Raw genomic sequence first — 13,158 nt, 5'->3', positions numbered from 1 at the left:
CACTTCTCTCCTCAGGCCGCGCCTAATTACTCGAACCAGTGGGCTCGGGCGGCCATGATCAACTTGCCGGCACGATCATCGTCAATGCCGTCGATGTCGAGCAGGTCGTCAATAGACTGCTCGGCCAGGTCTTCGCGGGTAATTACGCCGCGCACCGCCAGTTCCATCGCCAAATCCTTGTCCATACCCTCAAGCGAGAGCAGGTCTTCGGCCGGATGGGCGTCTGCCAGCTTTTCCTCAGTAGCGATGGCTTTGGTCAACAAACGATCCTTGGCGCGAGCGCGAAGCTCGTTGACGGTTTCTTCGTCAAAGCCGTCGATGTTGAGCATTTCTTCCAACGGTACGTAGGCAATCTCTTCCAGGCTGGTGAAGCCTTCATCTACCAGCACTTGCGCCAGGTCTTCGTCGACTTCCAGCTCGTCGATGAAGTTGCGCAGGATGTCGCCGGTTTCTGCTTGCTGCTTAGCCTGGATGTCCGATTCGGTCATCACGTTCAGGGTCCAGCCAGTCAACTGGCTAGCCAAACGTACGTTCTGACCACCGCGACCGATGGCCTGAGCCAGATTGTCTGCGCCAACGGCGATGTCCATTGCATGGGCATCTTCGTCAACGATAATTGCCGCCACTTCAGCTGGCGACATTGCATTGATCACGAACTGCGCCGGGTTATCGTCCCACAGGACGATGTCCACACGCTCGCCGCCCAACTCGCCCGACACTGCCTGGACGCGCGAACCGCGCATACCGATGCAAGCGCCTTGCGGATCAATACGTTTGTCCTTGGAGCGGACCGCGATCTTGGCGCGCGAACCCGGGTCGCGGGACGCAGCCATTACTTCGATCAGGCCTTCAGCGATTTCCGGCACTTCGATGCGGAACAACTCGATCAGCATTTCCGGTGCGGTACGCGACAGGATCAGTTGCGGGCCGCGATTCTCGGTACGGATTTCCTTGAGCAGCGCACGCAAACGCACGCCAACCCGGAAGGTTTCGCGAGAAATGATGTCTTCACGGGCCAGCAACGCTTCAGCGTTGTTTCCCAGATCGACGATCACGTTGTCGCGGGTCACTTTCTTCACGGTGCCGGAGATGATTTCACCCAGGCGCTCGCGATATGCGTCAACAACCTGTGCGCGCTCGGCTTCACGAACTTTCTGCACGATGACTTGCTTGGCAGTCTGTGCAGCGATACGGCCGAACTCGATGGATTCGATCTTTTCTTCGACTACATCACCAACCTGGGCACCCGGATGCGTTTCTGCAACCTTGCTTGGCCAGGTTTCGATGGCCGGATCATCCAGGTCAGCTTCTTCGACGACCGTCCAGCGACGGAATGTCTCGTAAGCACCGGTGTGGCGATTGATTTCCACACGCAGATCGACTTCGTCCTCGAAACGTTTCTTGGTAGCAGTGGCCAGAGCCAGCTCCAGCGCTTCAAAAATTACGTTTGCCGGTACGCCCTTTTCATTGGATACCGACTCAACAACCAGCAGTACTTCTTTGCTCATCGTACGCCTCGCCTTTCGCAAGCCATTGGATCCGCGGGATCCGCGTCTCAGTCAAAACTGGGAATAATGTTGGCCTTGTCGACCATATCGATCGGCAACAGAAACTCATGGTCTTCCACCTGCACCACGACGTCCTGCTCTTCTACACCGCGCAGAAGGCCCTGAAAGTTGCGTCGGCCTTCGAAAGGCGAGCGCAGCTTGATCTTCACTTGTTCACCGGCAAATTTTGCAAACTGCTCAAGAGTGAACAGTGGGCGTTCCATGCCAGGCGAGGAAACTTCAAGGGTGTACTCAACGGCGATCGGATCTTCAACATCCAGGACACCGCTGATTTGGCGGCTGACGATGGCACAGTCGTCCACCAGCACGCCGCCTTCTTTATCGATATAAACGCGCAACATTGAGTGGCGACCTTGAGCCGAAAACTCAATACCCCAGCATTCATAGCCTAGGGCCACGACCACCGGGGCCAGCAAGGCCTGCAACTCTTCTAGCTTGCTCGACACCTGAACCCCCTCGTGCATGTATGTGCATGCTATGCAAAATAAAAAAATGGGCGAAACGCCCATCCTTGAAACGCCGTCGAACAGCGGCGTTGAAAGTGTCCAGCTAACAAAAAGCCCCTTAAAAGGGGCTCCTTAAACTGGTTGCGGGGGCCGGATTTGAACCGACGACCTTCGGGTTATGAGCCCGACGAGCTACCAGACTGCTCCACCCCGCGACAAAGCTGGGGCGGAAGTATACGACCGATCCTTGACAGGGTCAATGTAACCTTCCACCTACAAGAAAGCCCGCAACAGCGGGCTCTCCTGATAATTGGTACCGAGAAGGGGACTCGAACCCCTACACCCTATGGGCACAACCACCTCAAGGTTGCGTGTCTACCAATTCCACCACCTCGGCAATACTACGTTTGAAACCCTTCTTACTTTTGCTCTTGAGCTGGAGGCACGTCAGTCGCTGGAGTAGCCGACTTTTGCTCTTGAAGCACCGGGACATCATCAGAAGCCGGTTGTTGCTTTGGAACTTCCAACACTGCTGGGTTTGGCAAACCTACTTGAGTCAGCTGGTGAGCTTTCTCTTTAGCAAAGTAACCTAACCCTAAGCTGGTTATGAAGAAACCTGCGGCAAGTATAGCAGTAAACTTACTAAGAAAGGTAGAGGAACCTTGGCTTCCGAACACAGTATTTGAAGCACCTGCACCGAAAGACGCGCCAGCATCCGCACCTTTACCCTGCTGCAGCAATACGAGAGCAACTACGCCCAATGCACCCAGCAGATGAAAAACGACTACGACTGTTTCCAGCATTTTTTCAGTTTCCCGCGGCGCGACAGATCGCACCGAACTCATCTGCATTCAGGGAAGCTCCACCAATGAGCCCCCCATCGATATCCGGCATGCCGAACAGTTCGACCGCATTGGCCGCCTTCACGCTGCCGCCGTATAGAAGCCGCACACCTTGTGCGACCTCAGAATTCTTTGCCGCCAACTGAGCGCGAATGGCTGCATGCACATCCTGCGCCTGTTGCGGCGAAGCAGTCAGCCCGGTCCCAATGGCCCAGACCGGCTCGTAAGCGATTACTGCCTTTGCAAAAACTTCGACACCCAGCTTCTCGATGACGCTGCCCAGCTGATGCCCGACAACCTCAAGAGTTTTACCGGCTTCGCGCTGCTCAAGGGTTTCCCCTATGCACAACACCGGAATCAAGCCGCATGCCTGCGCTGCTGCGAACTTGCGAATGAGTGTTTCATCATTCTCGCCGACAATCTGGCGACGTTCGGAGTGGCCCACTAGCACCAGTGAGCAACCTTCTTCAGCCAGCTGACTCGGCGCAACTTCACCGGTCAACGCACCTTGTTTGGGCTCCACCGCAGCGTTCTGCGCGCCGACCTTGATCGACTTGCCTTCCAGACCATCAATCACTTGATTGATATGCAAGAAAGACGGGAATACCGCTACATCAACACCGCTCGGCAAGGTCAGGTTACCCAGATCCTTGATCAGCTCAGCGACGCTGGCGCGGGTACCGTGCATCTTCCAGTTACCAGCTACCATAGGGCGACGCATGCTGTACCTCGTCGGTCAAAGTGGGCGCAGATGTTACCCAACACAATCATGGCTGGCAAGCCGAATTCAGGCAGAAACTTCAGTAACCAGTTTTGCCAGCTCTTCGGCATAACCACGAACCAGTGTTTCGTCCTCGCCTTCGACCATGACCCGCACCAGAGGCTCTGTCCCTGACTTGCGCAACAGCACGCGCCCGCGACCCGCCATGGCTTGCGTAACACGCTCACTGGCCTCCTTGACCGACGGATGATCGAGAGGGCTCGCACCACCACCGAAACGGACGTTGATCAGCACCTGCGGGCACTTGCGCAACGCCTGGCGCGCCTGAGCCAGCCCTTCGGAACGCGTTCTCAGCGCCATCAACACCTGCAACGCAGCGATGATCGCGTCACCGGTCGTGGTGTGGTTGAAGCAGACGATGTGCCCGGAGTTTTCGCCACCGACCAACCAATTGCGCTCAAGCAGGTCTGCAATCACGTAACGGTCGCCAACGTTGGCACGCACGAAAGGAATCGCCAGATCCGCCAGGGCCAGTTCCAGCCCCAGGTTACTCATCAATGTGCCGACCACACCGCCCTGCAACTTGCCACGCTCATGCAGATCGCGGGCAATGATGAACAGCAACTCGTCACCATCGACGATAGCGCCCGTGTGATCGACCATCAGGACCCGATCGCCATCACCGTCGAAGGCGATACCCAGATCGGCATGCTCGGCCAGTACGGCGGCCTGGAGCTGTCCCATATGGGTCGAACCACAATTGTCGTTGATGTTCAGCCCGTTTGGCTGGGCAGACAGCACGACAACATCGGCACCCAGCTCACGAAACACACTAGGCGCCACTTTGTAGACCGCGCCATGGGCGCAGTCGATCACGATCTTCAGGCCCGCGAAGCTGGTGCCGGTCGGGACGCTGCTTTTGCAGAATTCAATGTAACGACCCGAAGCGTCGTTGATGCGCGACACTTTGCCGATCTTGCTCGACTCGACCACGGTCATTGGGGTGTCGAGCAATTCCTCGATCATCAATTCGACTTCGTCCGGAAGCTTGGTGCCTTTCCCGGAGAAAAACTTGATGCCATTGTCATCGTGAGGATTGTGCGAAGCACTGATCACGATGCCTGCTTCGGCATGGAACGTGCGCGTCAGATAGGCGATGGCCGGCGTCGGCATCGGTCCCAGCAGCATTACGTCAGCGCCTGCGGAGGTAAGCCCTGCTTCCAGCGCCGACTCGAACATGTATCCGGAGATACGCGTGTCCTTGCCTACCAGCACCTTGCAGGCGCCCATTTTGCGAAACGCCATGCCAGCCGCCCAGCCGAGCTTGAGCATGAAGTCTGGAGTAATCGGATATTGCCCGACCCGACCACGAATGCCGTCGGTACCAAAGTATTTCCTAGTCATAAGTGCCCCATCATTCTTATTCGGCTGATTCTACTGCGGCGATCATTCGCACCACATCGACTGTTTCGGCCACATCATGGACGCGCAATATACGCGCGCCCTTGACCGAAGCCAGCGCTGCGAGCGCCAGACCACCAAAAAGGCGCTCTCCGACCGGACGATTCAACGCCAGACCAATCATGCTCTTTCGCGAAACCCCGACCAACAGGGGCCGCCCCAAGGCATGGAGAGCCTCCATATGTTTAAACAAGCTTAGATTGTGCTGCAGGTTTTTTGCGAAACCGAAACCCGGATCAAGAATGATCCGCTCGGCCGGAATCCCCACTGACGCACATTGCGCCATGCGCTCGACGAGAAACTCGCCAACCTCTCTGGTCACGTCCTGATACTGCGGGTTGTCCTGCATATCGCCCGGCTCGCCGAGCATGTGCATCAGACACACCGGGAGACCGGTGGCCGCCGCTGCGTCCAGGGCGCCATCACGCCGCAAGGCGCGCACGTCATTGATCAACCCTGCCCCCAGTCGCGCGGTTTCGCGCATGACTGCCGGCGTGGAAGTATCGACCGAGATAATCACATCCAGCTCGCGATTGATGCGCTCGACAATCGGCGCAACACGTTCGAGCTCTTCAAGCGGCGATACCGCCCTGGCGCCCGGTCGAGTCGATTCGCCACCTACATCAATCAGCGTCGCGCCAGCCGCCACCATCGCTTCAGCGTGGCGCAGCGCCGCATCGAGCTGGCTGTATCGGCCGCCGTCGGAAAAGGAATCGGGAGTGACATTGAGAATGCCCATGACATGCGTATGGGCCAAATCAAGAACCCGGTTGCCGCAAGGCAACCGGGTCAGGGACTGAACAGAAGTCATTTCAAACCTTAAACGTCAGCAGCCGGACCGCCGATCGGTGTTTCCGGACGAGGATCCTGCGCCACCGGAGGTGTTCCGGAGGAACCTGCCCCACCACCCGACCAATCGCGTGGCTCGCGAGGCGTACGGCCGGCCATGATGTCGTCGATCTGGTCAGCATCGATCGTCTCGTACTTCATCAAGGCATCAGCCATAGCATCGAGCTTGTCACGGTTATCCGTGAGAATCTGCTTGGCCGTGCCGTAGCACTGATCAATGATGCTGCGCACTTCGGAGTCAATCAGCTTGGCTGTCTCACCGGAGAAGCTTGCGCTCTGACCGCCACCGCCACGACCGAGGAACACTTCGCCCTCTTCTTCGGCGTACATCAACGGACCGAGTTTTTCCGATAGACCCCACTTGGTCACCATGTTCCGTGCAATCTGGCTGGCACGCATGATGTCGTTGGAAGCACCCGTTGTAACGCCGTCAAAGCCCAGGGTCATCTCTTCGGCGATACGGCCACCGTACAACGAGCAGATCTGACTGATCAGTGCACGCTTGGACAGGCTGTAGCGATCTTCTTCCGGCAGGAACATGGTCACACCCAGCGCACGACCGCGCGGAATGATCGACACCTTGTAGACCGGATCATGCTCAGGCACGACGCGACCGACGATTGCGTGGCCAGCTTCGTGGTAAGCGGTGTTCTGCTTCTCTTTCTCGGACATGACCATCGATTTGCGCTCGGCGCCCATCATGATCTTGTCTTTGGCCAGTTCGAACTCTTTCATCTCGACGATGCGCTTGCCGGTACGGGCTGCGAACAACGACGCTTCGTTCACCAGGTTGGCCAAGTCAGCACCGGAGAAGCCAGGAGTGCCACGAGCGATCACGGCTGGAGCGACGTCGTCACCCATTGGCACTTTGCGCATGTGGACCTTGAGAATCTGCTCACGACCACGAATGTCCGGCAGGCCGACCACAACCTGACGGTCGAAACGGCCGGGACGCAGCAATGCAGGGTCGAGGACATCCGGACGGTTGGTGGCGGCAATGACGATGATGCCGTCATTCATTTCGAAGCCGTCCATCTCAACCAGCAACTGGTTGAGCGTCTGCTCACGCTCATCGTGACCGCCGCCCATGCCGGCACCACGGTGGCGACCGACGGCGTCGATTTCATCGATGAAGATGATGCACGGCGCGTGTTTCTTGGCTTGTTCGAACATGTCGCGAACACGGCTTGCGCCGACACCCACAAACATTTCAACAAAATCGGAACCGGAAATGGTGAAGAACGGCACCTTGGCTTCGCCGGCAATTGCCTTGGCGAGCAAGGTCTTACCGGTACCCGGAGGACCGACCATCAGCACGCCGCGAGGAATGCGGCCGCCGAGGCGCTGGAACTTGCCCGGATCGCGCAGGAACTCGACCAACTCGCCGACTTCTTCCTTGGCTTCGTCGCAACCGGCAACGTCACCCAGGGTGGTTTTTACCTGATCTTCGGAAAGCAGACGCGCCTTGCTCTTGCCGAAGCTCATCGGCCCGCCCTTGCCACCGGCACCGCCCTGCATCTGCCGCATGAAAAACATGAACACGGCGATGATCACCAGGATCGGGAAGCTTGCGACCAGGAGTTGAGTCCAGATGCTTTGCTGCTCAGGCTGCTTGCCTTCGACCACAACGTGGTTGTCCACAAGATCGCCGATCAGGCCATTATCCTGGATTGCCGGACGAATGGTCTTGAAGCTGTCGCCATCGTTGCGCTTGCCGGTAATCACATAGCCATCCACGGCTACGCGCTCGACCTTGCCATCCTTGACCTGCTGGATGAAGTCGGAATAGTTAAGGGTCTGCGGCTCGTTAGGGCTGGAGAAGTTGTTCATCACCGTCACCAGGACAGCCGCGATGATCAACCACAGGATCAGATTCTTTGCCATATCGTTCAATTAACTACCCTCTGAAGCAAGCTCCGCTACTGGCGCGCGCTTCGCATGATATTCACCGGCCTAACTTACTACATTACCTACGACTCTGGCAGGCGCCGTCTGTAACCCTTTGTGAAACACTTTCTACACAATATTCGCTAATGCTCACGGGGCGAAATACGAAAATCCTATCGACCCGCGAAAAAACCTCGATTTACTCACTACGGCCGCGGTAGCCCCAAGCCAGCATGTATTGCTCGCGGGAACTGCCACGGGAAGAGTCCGGCTTGATCATCTGGACCTTGTCGAATTTCTGACGAGCGTCCTTCACGTAAGCATCAAACCCTTCGCCCTGAAACACCTTGATCACGAAATTACCACCCGGTTTGAGTATCCGAGCCGCCAGATCAAGAGCCAGCTCACAGAGAAACATGGCTTTCGGCATGTCCACTTCAGGCGTACCACTCATATTGGGGGCCATATCGGAAATCACAAGGTCCACCTGCGAATTACCAACGGCTTCAAGGATCTGAGCGAGCACGTCGTCCCGGGTGAAGTCACCCTGGATGAAAGTCACGTCCGGAATGCTGTCCATCTCCAGGATGTCCGAGGCGATCAGACGCCCCTGACCACCGATCAGCCGACTAGTGACCTGCGACCAGCCGCCGGGCGCCGCTCCCAGGTCGACAACACTCATACCTGGACGGATCAGTTTGTATTTCTCCTGGACCTCCAGAAGCTTGTAACTCGCACGCGAACGGTAACCATCCTTCTGCGCCTGCTTCACATAGGGATCATTGACATGTCTTTGCAGCCACTTAAGGCTTGTCTTGGAACGGGCCACGGGCCACCTCGAAAATAAAACGGGTCGTGATTAACTGGGCGGTCCCGGACTCGCTCGGGTAAACTGGCCGCCGCTTTTTACAAGATCAGACGCAGGGGTCAGATTATGCCGCTCACTCAAGAGCAGAAGAAACAGTACAAATCCATTGGCCACCATCTGAAACCAGTTTTGACTGTGGCTGATAACGGTTTGACTGAAGGTGTGTTAGCCGAACTTGAACGCGCGTTGGCGGATCACGAGCTGATTAAAATCAAGCTCAACATCCTCGATCGCGAATCGCGCTTGGCCAACATTGCAGAACTGTGCAAGGTCGGCAAAGCGGACCTGGTTCAGGTCATCGGCAAGATGGCACTGATTTACCGCAAGAACTTCAGCGTCAACAAGCAGCTGTCGAACGTCCATCGCTTCAAGTGATGGCAAGGGTCAAGGGTGTGCTTCGCGCACCCTGCCACTCCATCCAGGCACCGGTTGCAACACCAGCACCAGCCCGGAAAACCCCAGAACAAGATAGCTGAACGTTTCCCAGCGCACCGCCTCCGGCCAGCCCATGCGCACGATGAAAAACATCCCGCACGCATACAACGCCATCAACAGCAGTTGCCCGCGAATATCCCGCCATAGACTGACAAGGCCCTCGGCCTGAATCAGCACCAAAGCCTGAAAAATCACACACGCTGTGGCGAAACCGACCATCAGCGCATCCAGCATGCCTGTAATTTCGTCGATCAGCAGCGGTGCCAGGCCAATTTTCCCCAGCACCGGCAGCAAACCGATGTGCAACAACCACAAGCCGCCGACCCACAGCATCTGAGCCAACTGCCAAAGCATGACGCCCGCACGCAGCGGGCGCCTTCTTTCAGATGTGGCGGACTTCGACAATCTCGTACTCGATAACGCCGCTCGGCGTTTTCACGGCAACCACGTCACCCTCTTCCTTGGCGATCAAGGCGCGAGCCAGAGGCGAACCCACCGAGATCTTGCCCAGTTTGAAGTCAGCCTCGTCCTCACCCACGATGTGGTAAGTAACGGTTTCGTCGGTCTCGACATTGGCGATTTCAACGGTGGTGCCGAAAATCACTTTACCGGTGTGAGGAATGGTCGTGACATCGATGATCACCGCGTTCTGCATGCGGCCTTCGATGTCACGGATCCGCGCCTCAACCATACCCTGCTGCTCGCGAGCAGCGTGGTATTCGGCGTTTTCCTTCAGGTCGCCCAACTCGCGAGCGGTGCCGATGTCCTGGCTGAGCTTCGGACGGACGACCTTGGTCAGGTGAGCGTGTTCTTCTTCCAGGGCTTTGGCGCCCTGGACGGTCATTGGGTATTTGATCATGCCTTCAATCCTGCGTGTAGGTCCTGCAAGCGGCGCACGGTCTTCTCGGGACCGAACTTCAACGCTTCGCAGATAGCTTCGCCAGCAGCAATGGTGGTGGTGCAGTAGATCTTGTGCTGCAAGGCATTACGACGAATGGAGTAGGAATCAGCGATCGACTGACGACCTTCAGTGGTGTTGATGATCAGGGTGACTTCGTCATTCTTGATCATGTCGACCACGTGCGGACGACCTTCGGTCACCTTGTTCACACGACGCACTTTCAGACCTGCGGCTTCGATCAGCTTGGCAGTGCCGGCAGTGGCAACCACTTCGAAACCCAAGTTGATCAGATCACGCGCCACGCCTGCAACCAGTGGCTTGTCGTCGTCACGCACGCTGATGAACGCGGTACCGCCGGTCGGCAGCACTTCGCTGGCACCCATCTGGGCCTTGGCGAACGCTTCGCCGAAGGTGTCGCCCACGCCCATCACTTCACCGGTGGATTTCATCTCTGGGCCCAGGATCGGGTCCACACCAGGGAATTTGGCGAATGGGAACACCGCCTCTTTCACGCTGTAGAAGTTCGGAATGATTTCCTTGGTGAAGCCAATTTCTTTCAAGGTTTTACCAGCCATCACGCGAGCCGCGATCATGGCCAGGGAAACACCGATGCACTTGGACACGAACGGTACGGTACGAGAAGCGCGCGGGTTGACTTCGATGACGTAGATGTCTTCGCCTTGCAGCGCCAATTGCACGTTCATCAGGCCGACAACGCCCAACTCCAGAGCCATTTTCTTGACCTGTTCGCGCATCTCGTCCTGGATGTGGCCAGGCAGCGAGTACGGTGGCAGGGAGCACGCAGAGTCACCGGAGTGAACGCCCGCCTGCTCGATGTGTTGCATGATCGCGCCGATCACCACATCGGTGCCGTCGCAAACTGCATCCACGTCCATTTCGATGGCGCAATTGAGGAAGTGGTCGAGCAGCACCGGGCTGTCGTTGGACACTTTCACCGCGTCACGCAGGTAGCGCTTGAGCTCTTCTTCTTCGTAGACGATTTCCATCGCGCGGCCGCCCAGTACGTAGGACGGACGAACCACCAGCGGGTAACCGATCTTGGCAGCGGCACGAATCGCTTCGTCTTCGCTGCGCACGGTGGCGTTTGGCGGCTGACGCAGGTTCAGGCGCTCAACCATTTGCTGGAAGCGCTCGCGGTCTTCGGCGCGATCGATGGCGTCAGGGCTGGTGCCGATGATCGGTACACCGGCTTCTTCAAGGGCTCGCGCCAGTTTTAGCGGGGTCTGGCCGCCGTACTGGACGATCACGCCTTTTGGCTTCTCGACGCGGCAGATTTCCAGCACGTCTTCCAGGGTCACTGGCTCGAAGTACAGGCGATCGGAGGTGTCGTAATCAGTGGATACGGTTTCCGGGTTGCAGTTGACCATGATGGTCTCGTAACCGTCGGCGCGCAGGGCCAGTGCCGCGTGTACGCAGCAGTAGTCGAACTCGATGCCTTGGCCGATACGGTTAGGACCGCCGCCGAGGATCATGATCTTGTCGCGGCCCGTCGGCGCGGCTTCGCACTCTTCCTCGTAGGTCGAGTACATGTAGGCAGTGTCGGTGGCGAACTCGGCCGCGCAGGTGTCAACGCGCTTGTAGACCGGGAACACTTCGAGCTTGTGACGATGGCGACGCAGGTTTTTCTCGGTCACACCCAGCAGCTTGGCCAGACGCATGTCGGAGAAGCCCTTGCGCTTGAGCTTGAACATCATGTCGCGGTCGATGCTGGCCAGACCCAGGGTCTTGACCTTCTCTTCTTCCTTGATCAGATCTTCGATCTGCACCAGGAACCATGGATCGATCATGTTCATGCCGAAGATGTCTTCGACCGACAGGCCGGCGCGGAAGGCGTCAGCCACGTACCAGATACGCTCGGCGCCTGGCACGGTCAGTTCGCGCTTGAGCACGCTCATGCTTTCCGGGTTGCTCAGGTCGAGCTTCTCGTCCAGGCCGCAAACGCCCACTTCCAGACCGCGAAGGGCTTTCTGCAGGGATTCCTGGAAAGTCCGGCCGATGGCCATGACCTCACCGACCGACTTCATTTGAGTGGTCAGGCGTGCGTCGGCTTTCGGGAATTTTTCGAAGGCGAAGCGCGGCAGCTTGGTGACGACGTAGTCGATCGACGGCTCGAAGGACGCAGGCGTAGCGCCGCCGGTGATTTCGTTCTGCAACTCGTCCAGGGTGTAGCCGATCGCCAGCTTGGCAGCGATACGCGCGATCGGGAAACCAGTGGCTTTCGAGGCCAGCGCCGAAGAGCGGGATACACGCGGGTTCATCTCGATCACGACCATACGACCAGTGTCCGGGCATATGCCGAACTGGACGTTGGAACCGCCGGTTTCCACGCCGATTTCACGCAGTACCGCCAACGAGGCGTTACGCATGATCTGGTATTCCTTGTCCGTCAGGGTCTGTGCTGGCGCAACAGTGATCGAGTCACCGGTGTGCACGCCCATCGGGTCGAAGTTTTCGATGGAGCAGACGATGATGCAGTTGTCCTTCTTATCGCGGACAACCTCCATCTCGTACTCTTTCCAGCCGATCAGGGATTCGTCGATCAGCAGCTCTTTGGTCGGCGACAGGTCCAGACCACGGGCGCAGATTTCTTCGAACTCTTCGCGGTTGTAAGCGATGCCGCCGCCGGTGCCGCCCATGGTGAAGGACGGACGGATGATGCACGGGAAGCCAAGCTTCTCGAGCACTGCGTTGGCCTCTTCCATGCTGTGGGCGATACCCGAGCGCGGGCAGTCCAGGCCGATGGATTTCATCGCCTTGTCGAAGCGCGAGCGATCTTCAGCCTTGTCGATGGTGTCAGCGTTGGCGCCGATCATCTCTACGCCGAACTTCTCCAGAACGCCTTCGCGCTCCAGGTCCAGTGCGCAGTTCAGGGCAGTCTGGCCACCCATGGTCGGCAGCAGCGCGTCCGGACGCTCTTTCTCGATGATCTTGGCAACGGTCTGCCACTTGATCGGCTCAATGTACGTGGCGTCGGCCATGTCCGGGTCGGTCATGATGGTCGCTGGGTTGGAGTTCACCAGGATGACGCGGTAACCCTCCTCGCGCAGGGCTTTGCAGGCCTGGGCGCCGGAGTAGTCGAATTCGCAAGCCTGGCCGATAACGATCGGGCCAGCGCCGAGAATCAGGATGCTTTTTATGTCTGTACGTTTTGGCATGGGT

The 13,158-nt window shown here is 57.7% G+C and carries 12 protein-coding genes and 2 tRNA genes; 1 reads left to right on the top strand and 13 read right to left on the bottom strand.

Going from position 1 to position 13,158, the window contains the following annotated elements:
* Positions 1-26: 26 nt before the first annotated feature.
* The 10 genes from nusA to rlmE all read right to left on the bottom strand — a co-directional run bounded on the left by nusA (position 27) and on the right by rlmE (position 8,603).
* The gene (nusA, locus tag ACY4LX_RS05465; protein WP_008024459.1) at positions 27-1,508 is read right to left on the bottom strand and encodes a transcription termination factor NusA; all 1,482 of its coding nucleotides are present in this window, start codon (positions 1,506-1,508) and stop codon (positions 27-29) included.
* A gap of 47 nt (positions 1,509-1,555) precedes the next feature.
* Positions 1,556-2,014 (bottom strand): ribosome maturation factor RimP, encoded by a 459-nt coding sequence (gene rimP / locus ACY4LX_RS05460; protein WP_149657639.1) that lies wholly within the window; start codon positions 2,012-2,014, stop codon positions 1,556-1,558.
* A 138-nt stretch (positions 2,015-2,152) separates the two neighbouring features.
* Positions 2,153-2,229, bottom strand: a tRNA-Met gene (locus ACY4LX_RS05455).
* 96 nt (positions 2,230-2,325) lie between these two features.
* Positions 2,326-2,411 (bottom strand) — tRNA-Leu (locus tag ACY4LX_RS05450).
* 22 nt (positions 2,412-2,433) lie between these two features.
* A complete protein-coding gene (gene secG / locus ACY4LX_RS05445; RefSeq protein ID WP_017336473.1) occupies positions 2,434-2,817 on the bottom strand; it encodes a preprotein translocase subunit SecG in 384 nt (127 codons plus the stop codon).
* Between the two features lie 4 nt (positions 2,818-2,821).
* Positions 2,822-3,577, bottom strand: coding sequence for a triose-phosphate isomerase (tpiA, locus tag ACY4LX_RS05440; RefSeq protein ID WP_149657640.1), 756 nt, complete (start codon positions 3,575-3,577; stop codon positions 2,822-2,824).
* Between the two features lie 66 nt (positions 3,578-3,643).
* Complete coding sequence (gene glmM, locus ACY4LX_RS05435) at positions 3,644-4,981, bottom strand: phosphoglucosamine mutase (protein WP_149657641.1); 1,338 nt, start codon at positions 4,979-4,981, stop codon at positions 3,644-3,646.
* A 16-nt stretch (positions 4,982-4,997) separates the two neighbouring features.
* Entirely contained in the window at positions 4,998-5,849 is an 852-nt protein-coding gene (folP, locus tag ACY4LX_RS05430; protein WP_463259376.1) for a dihydropteroate synthase, read from the bottom strand.
* A gap of 8 nt (positions 5,850-5,857) precedes the next feature.
* Positions 5,858-7,771 (bottom strand): ATP-dependent zinc metalloprotease FtsH, encoded by a 1,914-nt coding sequence (gene ftsH, locus ACY4LX_RS05425; protein ID WP_149657643.1) that lies wholly within the window; start codon positions 7,769-7,771, stop codon positions 5,858-5,860.
* Positions 7,772-7,973: 202 nt separating this feature from the next.
* Positions 7,974-8,603, bottom strand: a complete 630-nt coding sequence (rlmE, locus tag ACY4LX_RS05420) for a 23S rRNA (uridine(2552)-2'-O)-methyltransferase RlmE (protein ID WP_020299918.1) — start codon at positions 8,601-8,603, stop codon at positions 7,974-7,976.
* A 105-nt stretch (positions 8,604-8,708) separates the two neighbouring features.
* On the opposite strand from rlmE, the gene ACY4LX_RS05415 reads away from it, so the two are divergent.
* Positions 8,709-9,017 carry a YhbY family RNA-binding protein gene (locus ACY4LX_RS05415; protein ID WP_008005472.1) on the top strand — a complete coding sequence of 103 codons (309 nt, stop codon included), beginning with the start codon at positions 8,709-8,711 and terminating at the stop codon, positions 9,015-9,017.
* A 9-nt stretch (positions 9,018-9,026) separates the two neighbouring features.
* Here the strand turns inward: ACY4LX_RS05415 and ACY4LX_RS05410 are convergent, their stop codons facing one another.
* The 3 genes from ACY4LX_RS05410 to carB are packed head-to-tail and all read right to left on the bottom strand — an operon-like array spanning position 9,027 to position 13,154.
* Complete coding sequence (locus ACY4LX_RS05410) at positions 9,027-9,431, bottom strand: MFS transporter (protein WP_463259375.1); 405 nt, start codon at positions 9,429-9,431, stop codon at positions 9,027-9,029.
* Positions 9,432-9,459: 28 nt separating this feature from the next.
* Positions 9,460-9,936: a transcription elongation factor GreA gene (greA, locus tag ACY4LX_RS05405; RefSeq protein WP_054050053.1), complete on the bottom strand. Its 477-nt coding sequence runs from the start codon at positions 9,934-9,936 to the stop codon at positions 9,460-9,462.
* Positions 9,933-13,154: a carbamoyl-phosphate synthase large subunit gene (gene carB, locus ACY4LX_RS05400; protein WP_123516477.1), complete on the bottom strand. Its 3,222-nt coding sequence runs from the start codon at positions 13,152-13,154 to the stop codon at positions 9,933-9,935. Before carB ends, greA begins: the two co-directional genes overlap by 4 nt.
* Positions 13,155-13,158 lie beyond the last annotated feature (4 nt).

The sequence above is a fragment of the Pseudomonas sp. Emmai genome (assembly GCF_055179735.1).
The sequence above is the reverse complement of the archived record's forward strand: the minus strand, read 5'-3'. Positions and strand labels throughout refer to the sequence as shown.

Coding starts and splice junctions, on each gene's coding strand:
- nusA (WP_008024459.1), bottom strand. CDS start 1,508: ATGAGCAAAGAAGTACTGCTGGTTGTTGAGTCGGTATCCAATGAAAAG.
- secG (WP_017336473.1), bottom strand. CDS start 2,817: ATGCTGGAAACAGTCGTAGTCGTTTTTCATCTGCTGGGTGCATTGGGC.
- tpiA (WP_149657640.1), bottom strand. CDS start 3,577: ATGCGTCGCCCTATGGTAGCTGGTAACTGGAAGATGCACGGTACCCGC.
- glmM (WP_149657641.1), bottom strand. CDS start 4,981: ATGACTAGGAAATACTTTGGTACCGACGGCATTCGTGGTCGGGTCGGG.
- folP (WP_463259376.1), bottom strand. CDS start 5,849: ATGACTTCTGTTCAGTCCCTGACCCGGTTGCCTTGCGGCAACCGGGTT.
- ftsH (WP_149657643.1), bottom strand. CDS start 7,771: ATGGCAAAGAATCTGATCCTGTGGTTGATCATCGCGGCTGTCCTGGTG.
- ACY4LX_RS05415 (WP_008005472.1), top strand. CDS start 8,709: ATGCCGCTCACTCAAGAGCAGAAGAAACAGTACAAATCCATTGGCCAC.
- ACY4LX_RS05410 (WP_463259375.1), bottom strand. CDS start 9,431: ATGCTTTGGCAGTTGGCTCAGATGCTGTGGGTCGGCGGCTTGTGGTTG.
- greA (WP_054050053.1), bottom strand. CDS start 9,936: ATGATCAAATACCCAATGACCGTCCAGGGCGCCAAAGCCCTGGAAGAA.
- carB (WP_123516477.1), bottom strand. CDS start 13,154: ATGCCAAAACGTACAGACATAAAAAGCATCCTGATTCTCGGCGCTGGC.